This is a genomic window from Pseudomonas sp. BIGb0164, assembly GCF_024810135.1.
GTDB lineage: Bacteria > Pseudomonadota > Gammaproteobacteria > Pseudomonadales > Pseudomonadaceae > Aquipseudomonas.
The window spans coordinates 325,311-340,435 of the sequence record NZ_JANUEA010000003.1; the positions used below are offsets into that span (position 1 = coordinate 325,311).

At 62.2% G+C, this 15,125-nt stretch carries 16 protein-coding genes; 7 read left to right on the forward strand and 9 right to left on the reverse strand.

Annotated elements, in window-relative coordinates; all coding sequences use genetic code 11:
• Window positions 1-166 precede the first annotated feature (166 nt).
• Window positions 167-1,396, forward strand: a complete 1,230-nt coding sequence (serA, locus tag M2394_RS09325; protein WP_003195214.1) for a phosphoglycerate dehydrogenase — start codon at window positions 167-169, stop codon at window positions 1,394-1,396.
• 64 nt (window positions 1,397-1,460) lie between these two features.
• Here the strand turns inward: serA and M2394_RS09330 are convergent, their stop codons facing one another.
• Entirely contained in the window at window positions 1,461-1,901 is a 441-nt protein-coding gene (locus M2394_RS09330; RefSeq protein WP_176996821.1) for a DUF4399 domain-containing protein, read from the reverse strand.
• A 136-nt stretch (window positions 1,902-2,037) separates the two neighbouring features.
• Here M2394_RS09330 and M2394_RS09335 point away from each other — a divergent pair, with 136 nt between their 5' ends.
• The gene (locus M2394_RS09335) at window positions 2,038-2,529 is read left to right on the forward strand and encodes a transporter substrate-binding domain-containing protein (RefSeq protein WP_259172328.1); all 492 of its coding nucleotides are present in this window, start codon (window positions 2,038-2,040) and stop codon (window positions 2,527-2,529) included.
• Between the two features lie 84 nt (window positions 2,530-2,613).
• On the opposite strand, the gene M2394_RS09340 is transcribed toward M2394_RS09335, so the two are convergent.
• Together M2394_RS09340 and M2394_RS09345 are read right to left on the reverse strand one after the other, a co-directional pair.
• Entirely contained in the window at window positions 2,614-3,096 is a 483-nt protein-coding gene (locus M2394_RS09340) for a DUF523 domain-containing protein (protein ID WP_178919984.1), read from the reverse strand.
• A 2-nt stretch (window positions 3,097-3,098) separates the two neighbouring features.
• A complete protein-coding gene (locus M2394_RS09345; RefSeq protein ID WP_176996903.1) occupies window positions 3,099-3,731 on the reverse strand; it encodes a 2OG-Fe(II) oxygenase in 633 nt (210 codons plus the stop codon).
• Window positions 3,732-3,862: 131 nt separating this feature from the next.
• Between M2394_RS09345 and M2394_RS09350 the strand changes: the two genes are divergently transcribed.
• A complete protein-coding gene (locus M2394_RS09350) occupies window positions 3,863-4,615 on the forward strand; it encodes a DUF2059 domain-containing protein (RefSeq protein WP_178919983.1) in 753 nt (250 codons plus the stop codon).
• A 46-nt stretch (window positions 4,616-4,661) separates the two neighbouring features.
• Here M2394_RS09350 and M2394_RS09355 read toward each other — a convergent pair whose 3' ends face one another.
• A complete protein-coding gene (locus tag M2394_RS09355; protein ID WP_259172329.1) occupies window positions 4,662-5,603 on the reverse strand; it encodes an alpha/beta hydrolase in 942 nt (313 codons plus the stop codon).
• A 99-nt stretch (window positions 5,604-5,702) separates the two neighbouring features.
• Here M2394_RS09355 and M2394_RS09360 point away from each other — a divergent pair, with 99 nt between their 5' ends.
• Entirely contained in the window at window positions 5,703-6,278 is a 576-nt protein-coding gene (locus M2394_RS09360; RefSeq protein WP_259172330.1) for a DUF6436 domain-containing protein, read from the forward strand.
• Window positions 6,279-6,309: 31 nt separating this feature from the next.
• Window positions 6,310-8,664: a penicillin acylase family protein gene (locus tag M2394_RS09365; RefSeq protein WP_259172331.1), complete on the forward strand. Its 2,355-nt coding sequence runs from the start codon at window positions 6,310-6,312 to the stop codon at window positions 8,662-8,664.
• A 131-nt stretch (window positions 8,665-8,795) separates the two neighbouring features.
• On the opposite strand, the gene M2394_RS09370 is transcribed toward M2394_RS09365, so the two are convergent.
• Window positions 8,796-9,698 carry an AraC family transcriptional regulator gene (locus M2394_RS09370; RefSeq protein ID WP_259172332.1) on the reverse strand — a complete coding sequence of 301 codons (903 nt, stop codon included), beginning with the start codon at window positions 9,696-9,698 and terminating at the stop codon, window positions 8,796-8,798.
• Window positions 9,699-9,797: 99 nt separating this feature from the next.
• Here M2394_RS09370 and M2394_RS09375 point away from each other — a divergent pair, with 99 nt between their 5' ends.
• Window positions 9,798-10,151, forward strand: a complete 354-nt coding sequence (locus M2394_RS09375) for a carboxymuconolactone decarboxylase family protein (protein WP_016973032.1) — start codon at window positions 9,798-9,800, stop codon at window positions 10,149-10,151.
• Here the strand turns inward: M2394_RS09375 and M2394_RS09380 are convergent.
• The gene (locus M2394_RS09380) at window positions 10,129-11,094 is read right to left on the reverse strand and encodes a GlxA family transcriptional regulator (protein ID WP_178919978.1); all 966 of its coding nucleotides are present in this window, start codon (window positions 11,092-11,094) and stop codon (window positions 10,129-10,131) included. The two genes, M2394_RS09375 and M2394_RS09380, sit on opposite strands and share 23 nt — an antisense overlap.
• A 286-nt stretch (window positions 11,095-11,380) precedes the next feature.
• Here M2394_RS09380 and M2394_RS09385 point away from each other — a divergent pair, with 286 nt between their 5' ends.
• Window positions 11,381-12,022, forward strand: a complete 642-nt coding sequence (locus M2394_RS09385) for an HD domain-containing protein (RefSeq protein ID WP_058426491.1) — start codon at window positions 11,381-11,383, stop codon at window positions 12,020-12,022.
• 140 nt (window positions 12,023-12,162) lie between these two features.
• On the opposite strand, the gene M2394_RS09390 is transcribed toward M2394_RS09385, so the two are convergent.
• Genes M2394_RS09390 through M2394_RS09400 form a run of 3 tightly spaced genes read right to left on the reverse strand, consistent with a single transcriptional unit; the run spans window position 12,163 to window position 15,103 of the window.
• Complete coding sequence (locus tag M2394_RS09390) at window positions 12,163-13,047, reverse strand: ABC transporter permease subunit (protein ID WP_178919977.1); 885 nt, start codon at window positions 13,045-13,047, stop codon at window positions 12,163-12,165.
• Complete coding sequence (locus tag M2394_RS09395) at window positions 13,044-13,964, reverse strand: ABC transporter permease subunit (RefSeq protein WP_176996832.1); 921 nt, start codon at window positions 13,962-13,964, stop codon at window positions 13,044-13,046. Before M2394_RS09395 ends, M2394_RS09390 begins: the two co-directional genes overlap by 4 nt.
• Entirely contained in the window at window positions 13,961-15,103 is a 1,143-nt protein-coding gene (locus M2394_RS09400) for an ABC transporter ATP-binding protein (RefSeq protein WP_176996833.1), read from the reverse strand. The genes M2394_RS09395 and M2394_RS09400 overlap by 4 nt, the downstream gene beginning before the upstream one ends.
• Between the last annotated feature and the right edge of the window lie 22 nt (window positions 15,104-15,125).

Here is a 15,125-nt window from a genome sequence, read left to right on the forward strand (position 1 = left end):
GCTTCACGTCGCAGGAATGAGTGTTTAGCGGGGCGCGTATGCTAGCATACCGCCCCCGCAGGACAGAGCCCAAGGGCGTTTCTGCGGTGACGGCTTTCCTGCCGTCCGGGTCAGCTTAAGCGATCCGATTCCCTGCCATTTTTCTCCGGGATACAGGTTTACGCAGATGAGCAAGACTTCTCTCGATAAGAGCAAGATCAAGTTCCTTCTTCTGGAAGGCGTCCACCCATCGGCTGTCGACGTTCTGAAAGCCGCCGGGTACACCAGCATTGAGTACATCACCAGTTCTCTGCCGGAAGCCCAGTTAAAGGAAAAGATCGCCGACGCGCACTTTATCGGCATTCGCTCCCGCACTCAGCTGACCGAAGAGATCTTCGATCACGCCAAGAAACTCGTGGCGGTTGGCTGTTTCTGCATCGGCACCAACCAGGTCGACCTCAACGCAGCGCGCGAGCGCGGCATCGCGGTGTTCAACGCACCGTACTCCAACACCCGTTCCGTTGCGGAGCTGGTGCTGGCCGAGGCCATCCTGCTGCTGCGCGGCATCCCTGAGAAGAACGCTTCCTGCCACCGTGGCGGCTGGATCAAGAGCGCGGCCAACTCCTTCGAAATCCGTGGCAAGAAGCTGGGTATCGTCGGTTACGGTTCGATCGGTACTCAACTGTCGGTCCTGGCTGAGGGCCTGGGCATGCAGGTGTTCTTCTACGACACCCTGACCAAGCTGCCATTGGGCAACGCCACCCAAGTGGCCAGCCTGACCGAACTGCTGGGCATGTCCGACATCGTCACCCTGCACGTTCCGGAAACCGCTGAGACCCAGTGGATGATCGGCGAGAAGGAAATCCGCGCCATCAAGAAAGGCGGCATCCTGATCAACGCAGCACGTGGCACCGTGGTCGAGCTGGACGCCCTGGCCGACGCGATCAAGGACAAGCACCTGATCGGCGCCGCCATCGACGTGTTCCCGGTGGAGCCACGCTCCAACGACGACATCTTCGAAAGCCCGCTGCGCGGCCTGGACAACGTGATCCTGACCCCGCACATCGGCGGCTCCACCGCTGAAGCCCAGGCCAACATCGGCCTGGAAGTGTCGGAGAAGCTGGTCAAGTACAGCGACAACGGTACTTCCGTATCGTCCGTGAACTTCCCGGAAGTGGCCCTGCCGGCTCACCCTGGCAAGCACCGCCTGCTGCACATCCACCAGAACATTCCTGGCGTGATGATGGAGATCAACAAGGTCTTCGCGGAAAACGGCATCAACATCTCTGGTCAGTTCCTGCAGACCAACGAGAAGGTTGGCTACGTGGTAATCGACGTCGACGCCGAGTACTCGGACCTGGCGCAAGAGAAGCTGCAGCACATCAACGGCACGATTCGTAGCCGCGTGTTGTTCTAAGGTTTCACCTGCACCATAAAAAAGGGAGCCCTCAGGGGCTCCCTTTTTTTCATCTGAACAAATCTTACTTAACGTTAACCGTGATCACTTTGGACGCTACAGTCGGGTTGAACTGCATGTGCAGTTTGTCGCCCGCCACCAGTTGCAAGGTGTGCTTGCCTGGGGTGAGGGTCAGTTCGGTTTCGGTCTGGGCCTTGCCGTAGTGGATCACGGTGTCGGTGGCCGGGATTGGCACGCTGGCGTCAGGCAGTTCTTTCTGGTCGACCAGCAAGTGGTGGTGGCCGGTGCCTGGGGTCTGGTCAGTGGCCGGAGCCAGTTTCAAGCCTTCCATGCCGAATTTGACGGTGAAGGTCTTGTCGACGGTGGCGCCGTCTTTTGGCGAAACGATAAACACCTTGGCGCCTTCAGGTGGAGCACTGCGCGGGATACCGTCGGCGGCGGTGGCCAACATTGAAGCACCCAGCAGCAGGCTGGCAATCGTTGCTCGGGACAAAAGGGCTTTCATTCGCTTCTCCAGTTTTTCCAGGAAATCTGTTGGGTTATGACAACTTCGCGGCAAATTGCTGTCCAAGGCACTCAACACACCATAGCAAAGCGATGCTGAACGGCGCCTCGCACAGATGAATACTTTAGGAGTGACCATGCGCCTTTCGCCTGACCTTGTACTTTTGCTTTCCTTCCTGAGCCCTCTGGCTCATGCCGAGTTGATCGACGATGTGTTCGATCGCGGCGAACTGCGTATCGCCCTCGAAGCCAACACCCCACCCTTTAACTTCAAGGACGGCGACAAACTCACCGGCTTTGAAGTGGAGCTGGGTGAACAACTGGCCAAGGAAATGGACGTGCGCCCCTCATTCATCACCACCGACGACAGCGACCTGCTACCCGGCGTGGAAACCGGCAAGTACGACGTGGCCATCAACCATATCGCTATGACTGCCGAGCTGCGGGATCGGTTCGATTTCAGTGAGGCTTATAAGGAAACACCTGAACTGGCGATTCCATTCCATAAAGGCAACCCGGCCTTCAAAAATAGCCTGGACAAGGCGCTGCAGCACATCAAGGCCGATGGCCGCTTGAAGGCGCTGACGCAAAAGTGGTTTGAAAACGAGCCCGTCGCCAAGACCCAATAACACGCTGTAGGAGCCGGCTTGCCGGCGATAGCGGCCTCAAGTTGTTCGCAAACCTTAAGGGCCTCATCGCCGGCAAGCCGGCGCCTACAGGTTGTTGAGTGCCTGGGCGGCTTGGGGGAGTTCCAACTCGCTGAAGACGTGCACGCCATGGCGCTTGAGCAGCGCCGCCGTCACCCCCTCGCCGCTCACCTTCACCCCCGAGAATGTGCCGTCATAGGTCAGCAGGTTGCCGCACGACGGGCTATTGGCCTTGAGAATGGCGATACGGATATTGTGTTGCTGCACCAGCGCCAGGGCCTGGCGGGCACCGTCGAGAAACGCCTCGCTGAAATCCTCGCCGTCGGCGGTCAGCACCCGGGCACGGCCTTCCCACACATCCAGCCCTTGCCCGCCCGGGATTTCGGCCGCAGGCCTGGGGGTGGGCAACCCACCCGCCACTTCCGGACAGATCGCGACCACCCGCCCCTCGGCCTGCCATGCGGCCAACTGATCGAACGGCCCGCTGCCAGCGCCGTCGTAGCGCACCTTGTGCCCGAGCAGGCAGCGGCTGACGAGGATCTTTTCCATGGTTAAAACGGCTCGTTGCCACGCCGACGGAACCAGCCCGTGAGGGACAGCCGCTCACGCGTCGCCGGCAAGACTTCGTGGGGCACCTCGCCCGACAGGAACACCACGAGGCAACCGCCGTTGGGGTCTACGTCGTACTCTGCGCCGTCCTTGAGGTACATGCGCAACTGGCCGCCGTGTTCGGGCAGCCAGGCATCATTCAAATAGACCACTGCCGACACCATGCGCCGGTCATCGTCGCGAAAGCGGTCCACATGTTTTAGGTAGAACGCTCCTGGCGGGTACATCGCAAAGTGGCTTTCGAAATCCTCAAGGCCCAGGAACAGGTCGCGATTCATCGCCTGGCGCAGGCCGTCCATCAAGCCCATGTAGGTGCCGCAGACAGCAGCATCGCCCTCTTCCAGCCACTGGATATGGTCACCGCGAATCCCCTCGCGGATCTCCTGGGCCGGGCCGCGCCCGACCGCAGCCGGTGCCAACTCACCTTCGGCTTTACGTTTACGGCACTCAGCCGCCAATTCCAGGGTCAGAGCCTGGGGCAGGAAGCCGTCCTGCCGGGACCAGCCTTTTTCGGCGAGGTCGTCGACAATACGTTGCAACAGCGAGTGATCGAGGGGAATTTGCATGGCGCGCATAGTATCCATACGCCTGTGAATCCGACAGAGCCGCCGAGCGTCTGAATACACTTTAGTCAGGTGACCTATAGGATTTCTCGACAAATCCTACGCCCGACACGGACAATAGTGGCCGACTGACAGGAGTCCATATGCGTCGTTTGTTTTTTTCCGTGCTGATGTTCTGCGTTTTGCCCGCTTGGGCAGACGGCCATGACCAGTTGTACAAGGTCGCCGGCTGGGCCGAACAACGTGCGCATTTCAATGACGCCCTGAGTGCCGCCCAGCAACGCTATCGCAATAGTCTGCCGCCAGCGGTGTACCAGGCACTGGTGGACAACAGCAATAAACGCTTCGCCGCCCAGGCCGTGGACCAGCGCGCCGAGGCGCAACTGCGCAAGAACCTGGCGGACCCCAAGCCCGCCCTGGCGTTTTTCCAGTCGCCCCTGGGCCGCAAGATTGTCGCCGCCGAGCTGCTCGCCACCCGCCGTGACCAACTGGCAAAGAACGCCCAAGGCCTGCCGAAAATTGAAGCCGACGCCACCCGTAGCCTGATCATCGGCCACCTGGCCCAGGCGCTGCCGGCACGCGAAGCGGGCGCCGAGGTCAGCCTGGCGATTGCCGGTGTGGCCGCCGACAGCCTGAGCCAGATGATCCCCGGCCTGCTGGGGGGCGGTCAGGCCCAAGGCATGCTGAACGGTCAGCGCGAGCGGTTGATGCAGCAGATCGGCAATGACCTGAACAACACGCTGCTGTACGTCTATCGGGATTTGTCCGACCCGGAGCTGGAAGAATTCGCCACGTTTGCCGAGTCGCCGGAAGGCAAGGCGTATTACCAGGCAGCGTTGGCGGCCATTCGCGCCGGCCTGGCGGTCGGCCAAAGCACCTCAAGCCTGTCGCAATAACCCGCCTTGTAGGCGCTGGCTTGCCGGCTCCTACACAGGGGCGGTGTTATTTCAGGTGGGCTGTTAGATACCGGAAATACTCTTCACGAATCTCGGGAATCTCATTGGCCAGGTGATGCCTGCCACGCGGCAGCATCAGCACCTCAGGCTGGTTGAACTTGCCCCGCAGCACCTGCAGGTTGTGCTGCCAGTCCACCGTCATGTCCTCCTCCCCCTGGATAATCACCGGCCGCCGTGGGCTGCGCGGTGCGGCTTCGATGCGCTTGATCCAGCGGGCGAGCGCGCCCACCCAGGCGGTGGGCAGTTGGCGCGGCTGCAGCGGGTCGGCTTCCAGGAACGGCTTGAACGCGGGGTCGTTGGTGTTCTCGCTGAACCGCCGCGCAATGCCTTTTACAAACGGGCGCAGCAGGTAATAGCTGACCTGCGACCAGCCCCACGCACGCGGCCGTACCAGCGGTGACAGCAGGAAGGTCTTGCCCTGGGCCGGGCTGTCGACGCCATGGTTGAGCAGGTGATCCACCACCACCGCCCCGCCGGTGCTTTGCCCGAACAGGTGCCAGGGTTGGGGCAATTGCAGGGCCGATGCCTGGGCAAACAGCGCCTGGACCACGTCCTGATACACCGAAAAATCATTGATGCTGGCCCGCGCGCCACTGGACAGGCCATGGCCCGGCAGGTCGCAGGCGATCACCACGAAGCCCTGGTCCAACGCCCAGCCCACCACGTTGCGGTACAGCCCCATGTGGTCGTAGAAACCATGGAACAGGAACATCGTCGCCACCGGCGCCTTTGGCCACCAGACCTGCGCCACCACCTCGAAACCGTCGACCTCGAAGCGCCCCAGGCGGCTCACCGCAGGCACCGTGCGCTTGGCCAGGTCGAGCCCGTAGAAACGCTGGTAGACCCGCGCCTCGGCACTGAGCGGTTGCGCATCCACCAGGGGGCGCAAGCTGTCGCGCAGATGATCGGGGTCAAAGGTGACGGGCATAAAGGGTTCCAGACTGACGGCGAAGATGAATATCGAGCTGCGATATTCATCTGTCAGGACAAGCATGGCAAGCTACGCGACCTTCGAGGATTGATCTGAATGCGACAGCCTTACCGTACTGCCTTGTTCGCCAGCCTGATCCTGATCATCTGCGCCGGCGTGCTGTGGGCGGCCTACGACTGGTTCCAGGGCCGCTACCTGCGGGCCTTCAGCGAGCACACGGCGGTGTTTTCCGGTGATGCCCTGCGCCTGCCCGCCGGGCTGAGCGGCCCGGGTCCGATTCGCCTGGTGCATTTCTGGGACCCGGCTTGCCCGTGCAATGTCGGCAACCAGCAACACCTGGGCGAGCTGATCGAGCAATACGCGCCCCACGGCGTCCAGTTCTATGCGCTGCAAAAAGCCGGCAGCCACGGCAAGCTGCCCGACAACCTGCGCCAGATGAAAACCCTCACCGTCCTGTCCGGCGCCGACCAGGTGCCCGCCAGCCCCGCCGTGGGTATCTGGGACCGCAGCGGCAAGCTCGCGTATTTCGGGCCCTACAGCGAAGGGCTGACGTGCAATTCCAGCAACAGTTTTATCGAGCCGATCCTCAAAGCCCTTGAAGCCGGACGCGAGGTGAATGCCACGCACACCCTGGCGGTGGGCTGCTATTGTTCGTGGCCTAAGGATCTGTAGCCGTTACCCTCACTCTTGGTAAGGAATGTTCATGAAGCGCGTCTTGCAGGTTTTCGCGGTTCTGGTGGTGCTGCTCGCCTTCGCGGGCGGTTGGTACGTGTACAGCAAGCAACCCACCCGCCAGGGCACGGTCACGCTGGCCGGCCTGCAAGGCTCGGTTACGGTGCGCTACGACGACCGGGGCGTGCCGCATATCCGCGCCGAGAACGAGACCGACCTGTACCGTGCCCTGGGCTATGTGCACGCCCAGGACCGCCTGTTCCAGATGGAAATCATGCGGCGCCTGGCCCGGGGCGAACTGGCCGAAGTGCTCGGCCCCAAGCTGCTGGACACCGACAAGCTGTTTCGCAGCCTGCGCATTCGCGAACGCGCCTTGAGTTACGTGGAACAGCTGGACCACGACTCGCCTGCGTGGAAGGCACTGCAAGCCTACCTGGACGGGATCAACCAGTATCAGGACAGCCACGCCAGCCCCATGGAATTCGACGTGCTGGGTATCCCCAAGCGGCCGTTTACCGCTGAAGACACCATCAGCGTCGCCGGCTACATGGCCTACAGCTTTGCCGCCGCGTTTCGCACCGAACCCCTGCTGACTTACGTACGCGACCAACTGGGCAGCGACTACCTGAAAGTCTTCGACCTGGACTGGCAACCCAAGGGCGCGCTGAACCTGGCTGCCAGCGACTGGCAAAACCTCGGCGCCCTGGCCTCTCTCAGCGAGCAGGCCCTGGCCGAAAATGGCTTGCCGCAGTTCGAAGGCAGCAACGCCTGGGCCATCAGCGGCAGCCGCACCAAGAGCGGCAAGCCGTTGCTGGCGGGCGACCCGCACATTCGCTTTTCGGTGCCGTCGGTGTGGTACGAGGCGCAACTGTCGGCGCCGGGGTTTGAGTTGTACGGCTATCACAACGCGCTGGTGCCGGTGGCGTTCCTGGGGCACAACCTAGACTTCGGTTGGAGCCTGACCATGTTCCAGAACGATGACCTCGACCTGATCGCCGAGAAGGTCAACCCGGACAACCCCAACCAGGTCTGGTACCACGACCAATGGGTGAACATGACCACCAGCGAGCAGCAGATTGCCGTGAAAGGCCAGGCGCCGGTGACCATCACCCTACGTCAGTCGCCCCACGGCCCGATCGTCAATGACGTGCTGGGTGAGAACGCCGGCAAGACGCCGATTGCCATGTGGTGGGCCTTCCTCGATACCCAAAACCCGATCCTCGAAGGGTTCTACCAGCTCAACCGTGCCGACACCCTGGCCAAGGCCCGGGCGGCAGCGGCCAAGGTGTCCGCGCCGGGCCTGAACATCGTGTGGGCGAACGCCAAGGGCGATATCGGCTGGTGGGCGGCAGCGCAGTTGCCGATCCGCCCGGCGGGTGCCAATGCCGGGTTCATCCTCGACGGCAGCACCGCCCAGGCCGACAAGCTGGGCTTCTACCCCTTCAGCGCCAACCCCCAGGAAGAAAACCCGGCGCGCGGTTATGTGGTGTCGGCCAATGCCCAGCCGGTCTCGCCCACGGGCATGGAGATTCCGGGCTATTACAACCTGCCCGATCGTGGCCAACAGTTGAACGAGCAGTTGAGCGACAAGAGCGTGAAGTGGGACGTGAACAACAGCCAGGCACTGCAGCTAGGCACCACCACCGCCTACGGCCCTCGGTTGCTGGCGCCGCTGTTGCCGGTATTGCGCGACGTGGTCAAGGACCCGGCGCAGCTCAAGCTGGTGGAGCAACTGGCCGCCTGGAAAGGCGACTACCCGCTGGACTCCACCAGTGCCACGCTGTTCAACCAGTTCCTGTTCAACCTCACCGACGCCGCCTTCCACCCCAAGCTGGGCGACGCCCTGTTCAAGACCCTGCTCGGCACCCGCGTGATCGACGCCGCCCTGCCACGCCTGGCAGCCACGCCGGATTCGCCGTGGTGGGATGGCAAGCGCGCCGACACCGTCAAGCTCGCCTGGGACAACAGCCTGGCGCACCTCAAAGCCACCTTCGGCGATGACTCCAGCCAATGGCAATGGGGCAAGGCGCACACCCTGACCCACGGCCACCCGCTGGGCACGCAGAAGCCATTGGACAAGGTGTTCAACGTCGGCCCGTTCCCTGCGCCGGGCACCCACGAAGTGCCCAACAACCAATCCGCCATGATCGGCCCGGCGCCGTGGCCCGTGACCTACGGCCCGTCGACCCGCCGCCTGATCGACTTCGCCGACCCGGCCCACGCCCTCACCATCAACCCGGTGGGGCAAAGCGGGGTGCCGTTTGATGCGCATTATGGGGATCAGGCGGAGACGTACATCGAGGGCGGGTATGAGCAGGCGCATTTCAGTGACGAGGAAGTGACGGCGAATACGCGCGGCACCCTGAAATTGCTGCCCGCCCGATAGCAACTTGAAATAGGGTCAAAATGTGGGAGCGGGCTTGCTCGCGAATACGGTGGAGCAGTCGATATTTCTGGTGACTGATACCCCGCATTCGCGAGCAAGCCCGCTCCCACATTTAATTTGTGTTGTGGCGACTATCGTGCCCGCAACCGCCCCGGCGCCTCGCCGTAGGTCTCCTTGAATTTCTTGCTGAACGCCGCCTGGGACTGGTAACCCACCTGGGCGGCGATATCCAGCAGGCTCAGGCGCGATTGGCGCAGCAGGTTGTACGCCAGCTCCATGCGCAACTGCGTCAACAACAGCCACGGCGAGACACCCGCGACTTTCACAAAAGCCCGCATGAAGGTCGCCCGCGACATCGTTGCCACCGCCGCCAGATTGTCGATGGTCCATTCGTGCCCAGGCTCGGCCAACATTGCTTGCCAGGCCTTGCTCAGGCGTTTGTCAGCCAACAGCGCGAACGTGCCGGCGACCGGCGCCTGGCGGTTCAGCCAGGTGCGCAGGATGAGGGTGAAGAACGCCGATGACAGCGCATCGATAAAAGTCCGTGCGCCCAGCTGCTGCCCGTCCGCTTCACTGCGCATCAGGGCGATCAACGCCGCCAGTTGCCCATCGCCCTGCCACTCGCGGCTGGACACCACCAGGTATTCCGGCAGCGCACCGAACAGCAACGACTGGCGGTTGTAGTGAAAGGAGCCACACAGCATATCGATGTCCGGCTGGTTGCCGCCCAGGCGATGCACCTTGAGCAGCCCGCCGTCGATCACCTGTGGTCGCTTCGGCGCAATCCGTGCGCCCTGGCTGCGCAGCAAGTGGGTGGCGCCACCGGGCATCAACAGAATATCCCCGGGTTCCAGGGTCACCTGCTGGCCGCCCGACAACTCGGCCCGGCAGGTGCCGCTGAGCACGATGTGGTATGGCGCCACGCCAAATGCTTCCGGCGCGTGGTCCATGGCCCAGTCGCCCTGGAACTGGCACCGCAGGTCCAGGCTGCCGCGCAGGTTGGCCAGCGCGATAAGGGTGTCGATCGAATTCATTTGCGAACATCGGTCAAAAAGATGAGCGGATTGAACAATAACGCCAACCCCGAACGGCACACACTGGCTTCACACCCAACCCGTTCAGGAGTTACCGCAATGTTCAATAACTGGTCCGACTTGCTGCCTACCGTGAAGAAAGCCTTTGGCGCGCTGGGCAAGAGCAATCCGAAGATGGTCAAAGCCTACATGGCGCTGGGCGAAGCTGCCGAGGAAAACAACGTCCTCGACGCCAAGACCCGTGAGCTGATCTCCATCGCCGTGGCCATCACCACCCGCTGCGACGGTTGCATCGGTGTGCATGCGGATGCGGCAATCAAGGCCGGCGCCACCCGCGAAGAAGTCGCCGCGACCCTGGCGACCGCCATCTCGCTGAACGCCGGCGCTGCGTACATCTACTCGCTGCGCGCCCTGGAAGCCTACGACACCCTCAAACCGGCGCCGCAAAGTTGAGCCGAAACTGTTGCGGCGTCACGCCCAGCCGGCGGTTGAACACACTGCGCATGTGCTGGGCGTCGCGAAAGCCGCACTGATAGGCCACGGTCTTGAGCGGTGCGGGGCTGCTTTCGAGCATCACCCGCGCCGCATCCACCCTCGCCCGCTCGACGAACTCGGCCGGGGTTATCCGCGCTTCCCGGGCGAACACCCGGGAGAAGTTGCGCGCACTCATGTTGGCCGCCTTGGCCAAGTCCGCAATGGTCAGGTCTCCCGTCAGGTTCGCCAGCACGTACAACTGCACCAGTGCCACCGCCGAGGTGGTTTCGGCGTGAGGCGTGAGGAACGGGCTGAACTGCGACTGCCCGCCCGAACGCTGGGTGAACACCACCAGGCGCTTAGCCACGCTCAGCGCGACTTCCGGGCCGTGGTCCTGGGCCAGCAAATACAGCGACAAGTCGATGCCCGCCGTGACCCCCGCCGAGGTGTAGAGGTTGCCGTCCTGCACATACAGGCGATCGGCCTCGACCTGGGCCGTGGGGCACAGGCGCGCCAGGTCAGCGGCGTCGTTCCAGTGGGTGGTCACAGTCTTGCCGTCGAGCAGCCCGGCGCGGGCGAGCATGAAGGCGCCGTTGCAGATCGAGCCGAAGCGTTGCGCTCGGGCGGTGGCGCCGCGCAGCCAATCATCGAATTCGGCACCGAAATCTTCGAACGGCAATTGCGGGCCGCCCGCCACCAGCAATAGGTCGTAGGCCTGCAGGGCTTCGCTGTAGTGCCGGTGGGCCTGCAACGACAAACCATTGGACGCGGCCAGGCTGCCGTGGCCGAAGCCGATCACTTCCAGCCGGTAGTGATCCTGGGGCGGCAAAAAGCGGTTGGCTTCGCAGAACACATCCAGGGGGCCGGTCACGTCCAGTGACTGGACGCCGGGGAAGATCAGGATGCCGACGGTTTTGCCCATGAACAACACACCTTATCTAGCTGGATAAACACAAATCCCCTGTGGGAGCGGGCTTGCTCGCGAATGCGATTTTTCAGTCACCACAGGTATTAACTGACATACCGCATTCGCGAGCAAGCCCGCTCCCACATTTGATCTGCTCAAGCCTCAAGAGATGATTAAGGCTGGCGCGATATGACGGCAGGTTGGCCGGGATCGCGCCCTCGCGGCGATAGCCCCTTCGCGGGCGCGCGACCAGACTGGACTCATCGGCGCCACCCCCGGCGCTTTCTTGAGGAGAACGACCATGAGCACCACCATCGCCGGCATCCAGATCCCGGACAGCGCCCTGGCCAAGGCCACCACCGAATACATCCGCGACGTCGAATCGGACCTGCTGTACCACCACTCCCGCCGTGTATTCCTGTTCGGCGCCTTGAGCGGTGAGCGCAAACAACTGGCCTACAACCCGGAGCTGCTGTACGTCGGCGCGATGTTCCACGACCTGGGCCTGGTCGAAGGCCATCGCAGTGACAACGAGCGTTTCGAAGTGGACGGCGCCAACGCCGCGGCGGCGTTCCTCAAGCCTTACGGGCTGAGCGATGACGATATCGAACAGGTGTGGTTGTCCATCGCCCTGCACACCACACCGGGGGTGCCGCAGCATTTGCGCCCCACCGTGGCACTGGTGACGGCGGGCGTGGAAATGGACGTGCTGGGCATGGACTACGCGGCATTTTCCAGCGTGCAGCGCGAAGCGGTGGTGCATGCGCATCCACGGGGTGAAGGGTTCAAGGAGTGCATCATCTGCGCATTCGCCGACGGCTTGCGCCATCGCCCGCAGACCACGTTTGGTAACGTGAAGACGGATGTGCTGGTGGATCAGGAGCCAGGGTTCAAGCCGATGAACTTTGTGGAGGTGATCCGCAAGTCGCCGTGGGTTGCCTGAAACACAACCCTATAAACACCACAAAACCACTGTGGGAGCTGGCTTGCCTGCGATAGCGATGTATCAGTAAACCAATCAATCACTGATAGATTGCTATCGCAGGCAAGCCAGCTCCCACATTTTTTACCGCGTTGCGCCAGTTAGACCGGTGCAGGCGCGCGGCGCTTGTCAGGCTGTTGCCAGCCGTCCGCCGCCGCTTCTTCGATGGCTTGCTGAATGGCTTTCTTGCGGTGTTCTTCGGCACGACGGCTGAAGAACCACACCAGGAAGGTCACCAGCGACACCGCCAGCAGGATGAGGCTGGCCACGGCGTTGATCTCGGGTTTAACCCCCAGGCGCACCGCCGAGAACACTTCCATCGGCAAGGTGGTCGAGCCCGGGCCCGACACGAAGCTGGCCAGTACCAGGTCATCGAGGGACAGCGCGAACGACATCATGCCGCCCGCCGCCAACGATGGCGCGATCATCGGGATGGTGATCAGGAAGAACACCTTCCACGGCCGCGCACCCAGGTCCATCGCCGCTTCTTCGATCGACAGGTCCAGCTCACGCAAGCGTGCCGACACCACCACCGCCACATACGCCGCGCAGAACGTAGTGTGGGCGATCCAGATAGTCACGATGCCGCGTTCCTGGGGCCAACCGATCATCTGCGCCATGGCCACGAACAGCAGCAGCAGCGACAGACCGGTGATCACTTCTGGCATGACCAGCGGCGCCGTCACCAGGCCGCCGAACAGCGTGCGGCCCTTGAAGTGGCTGATACGCGTCAGCACGAAGGCCGCCAACGTACCCAGCGCCACCGCGGCCACCGCCGTGTAGCAGGCGATTTCCAGGGAGCGGGCCACCGAGCCCATCAACTGGGTGTTGTCCAGCAGGCCCACGTACCACTTCACCGACCAACCGCCCCACACGGTCACCAGCTTGGATTCGTTGAACGAGTAGATCACCAGGATCAGCATCGGCAGGTAGATGAACAACAACCCCGCCACCAGCATGAAGCTTGAGAAACTGACGCGCTTCATATCTTGCCCTCCATCTCTTTGGCTTGGCTGCGGTTGAACAGGATGATCGGCACGATCAGGATCGCCAGCATCACCACCGCCAGGGCAGACGCCACCGGCCAGTCACGGTTGTTGAAGAATTCTTGCCACAGCACTTTACCGATCATCAGGGTTTCCGGGCCGCCGAGCAGCTCGGGAATCACGAACTCACCCACGACCGGGATGAACACCAGCATGCAGCCGGCGATGATGCCGTTCTTGGACAGCGGCACGGTGATTTTCCAGAAGCTGTTGAAGGTGCTCGAACCCAGGTCGGATGCGGCTTCCAGCAGACTCTGGTCGTGTTTCACCAGGTTGGCGTACAGCGGCAGGATCATGAACGGCAGGTACGAATAGACCACGCCGATATACACCGCGATGTTGGTGTTGAGGATCTGCAGCGGCTCGTTGATCAGCCCCATGGACATCAGGAAACCGTTGAGCAAACCGTTGTTGCTGAGGATGCCCATCCACGCATACACACGGATCAGGATCGCGGTCCAGGTCGGCATCATGATCAGCAGCACCAGCACGGTCTGCATCTCTTTGCGCGCACTGGCAATGGCGTAGGCCATCGGATAGCCGATCAGCAGGCACAGCAGCGTGCTGAAAAACGCCATCTTCAGCGAGCCCAGGTAGGCGGCGATGTACAACTCGTCGTCGCCCAGCATCGCGTAGTTGGCCAGGTTGAGCACCAACTGCAGCTTCTGCTCAACGAAGGTGTAGATCTCGGTGTAAGGCGGGATCGCGACGTCGGCTTCGGCAAAGCTGATCTTCAAGACGATGAAGAACGGCAGCATGAAGAACAGGAATAGCCAGAGGAAAGGGATCCCGATGACCACATGCCGGCCACCGGGTGTTATTCGTTGCAGCTGGCGCTTGAGCTTCTTCATGTTCATGAGCGAAGTACCACGCCGCTGTCGTCTTCCCACCACACGTACACCTGGTCACCCCAGGTTGGGCGTTGGCCACGGCGCTCGGCGTTGGCCACGAACGACTGCACCAGCTTGCCGCTGGGCAGTTCCACGTAGAACACCGAGTGGCCACCCAGATAGGCAATGTCGTGCACCTTGCCGCTGGACCAGTTGTGCTCGCAGGTCGGCATTTCGGTGGTCACCAGCAGCTTTTCAGGGCGGATGGCGTAAGTCACCGACTTGTCTTCCACGGCGGTGGCGATGCCATAGCCCACGTAGATGTCGCGGTCCAGGTCCGGGCACTTGAGCACCGCGTGGCCTTCGGCGTCGTCCACCACCTGGGTGTCGAAGATGTTGACGTTGCCGATGAACTCGCACACCAGGCGGCTGGTGGGGGTTTCATAGATGTCAATCGGGCTGCCGATCTGGGCGATCCAGCCCAGGTGCATGATCGCGATGCGCTCGGCCATGGTCATGGCCTCTTCCTGGTCGTGGGTCACCATCACGCAGGTCACGCCCACGCGCTCGATGATCTCAACCAGCTCCAGCTGCATCTGCGAACGCAGCTTCTTGTCCAGCGCGCCCATGGGCTCATCGAGCAGCAGCAGTTTCGGGCGTTTGGCCAGGGAACGCGCCAGGGCCACACGCTGACGCTGGCCACCGGACAACTGGTGCGGCTTGCGCTTGGCGAACTGGCTCATCTGCACCAGCTTGAGCATCTCGGCCACACGGGCGTCGATCTCGGCCTTAGGGATCTTGTCCTGTTGCAGGCCGAAGGCGATGTTTTGCGCCACGGTCATGTGCGGGAACAGGGCGTAGGACTGGAACATCATGTTGATCGGCCGCTCGTAGGGCGGCATGTCGGTGATGTCCACACCGTCGAGGTAGATGCGACCTTCCGTTGGGCGCTCGAAGCCTGCGAGCATGCGCAGCAAGGTGGATTTGCCCGAACCCGAACCGCCGAGCAAGGCGAAGATCTCGCCTTTCTTGATTTCCAGGGACACATCGTCCACGGCAATCGTCTCGTCGAACTTCTTCGTGACCCGGTCGATTTTGACCAACACCTTTTTCGGTGTCTGGTCGCCCTCGAGGGCTTTCTTATAGGCGCCGGAGGCAACTGCCATTTACGAAACTCCCAACAAAAAA

What these genes read in the sequence shown, in the direction of transcription:
- M2394_RS09385 (WP_058426491.1), top strand. Translation starts at nt 11,381, where the DNA reads ATGAGCACCACCATCGCCGGCATCCAGATCCCGGACAGCGCCCTGGCC.
- M2394_RS09345 (WP_176996903.1), bottom strand. Translation starts at nt 3,731, where the DNA reads ATGCGCGCCATGCAAATTCCCCTCGATCACTCGCTGTTGCAACGTATT.
- M2394_RS09335 (WP_259172328.1), top strand. Translation starts at nt 2,038, where the DNA reads ATGCGCCTTTCGCCTGACCTTGTACTTTTGCTTTCCTTCCTGAGCCCT.
- M2394_RS09340 (WP_178919984.1), bottom strand. Translation starts at nt 3,096, where the DNA reads ATGGAAAAGATCCTCGTCAGCCGCTGCCTGCTCGGGCACAAGGTGCGC.
- M2394_RS09330 (WP_176996821.1), bottom strand. Translation starts at nt 1,901, where the DNA reads ATGAAAGCCCTTTTGTCCCGAGCAACGATTGCCAGCCTGCTGCTGGGT.
- M2394_RS09390 (WP_178919977.1), bottom strand. Translation starts at nt 13,047, where the DNA reads ATGAAGCGCGTCAGTTTCTCAAGCTTCATGCTGGTGGCGGGGTTGTTG.
- M2394_RS09400 (WP_176996833.1), bottom strand. Translation starts at nt 15,103, where the DNA reads ATGGCAGTTGCCTCCGGCGCCTATAAGAAAGCCCTCGAGGGCGACCAG.
- M2394_RS09370 (WP_259172332.1), bottom strand. Translation starts at nt 9,698, where the DNA reads ATGAATTCGATCGACACCCTTATCGCGCTGGCCAACCTGCGCGGCAGC.
- M2394_RS09380 (WP_178919978.1), bottom strand. Translation starts at nt 11,094, where the DNA reads ATGGGCAAAACCGTCGGCATCCTGATCTTCCCCGGCGTCCAGTCACTG.
- M2394_RS09395 (WP_176996832.1), bottom strand. Translation starts at nt 13,964, where the DNA reads ATGAACATGAAGAAGCTCAAGCGCCAGCTGCAACGAATAACACCCGGT.
- M2394_RS09365 (WP_259172331.1), top strand. Translation starts at nt 6,310, where the DNA reads ATGAAGCGCGTCTTGCAGGTTTTCGCGGTTCTGGTGGTGCTGCTCGCC.
- M2394_RS09350 (WP_178919983.1), top strand. Translation starts at nt 3,863, where the DNA reads ATGCGTCGTTTGTTTTTTTCCGTGCTGATGTTCTGCGTTTTGCCCGCT.
- serA (WP_003195214.1), top strand. Translation starts at nt 167, where the DNA reads ATGAGCAAGACTTCTCTCGATAAGAGCAAGATCAAGTTCCTTCTTCTG.
- M2394_RS09375 (WP_016973032.1), top strand. Translation starts at nt 9,798, where the DNA reads ATGTTCAATAACTGGTCCGACTTGCTGCCTACCGTGAAGAAAGCCTTT.
- M2394_RS09360 (WP_259172330.1), top strand. Translation starts at nt 5,703, where the DNA reads ATGCGACAGCCTTACCGTACTGCCTTGTTCGCCAGCCTGATCCTGATC.
- M2394_RS09355 (WP_259172329.1), bottom strand. Translation starts at nt 5,603, where the DNA reads ATGCCCGTCACCTTTGACCCCGATCATCTGCGCGACAGCTTGCGCCCC.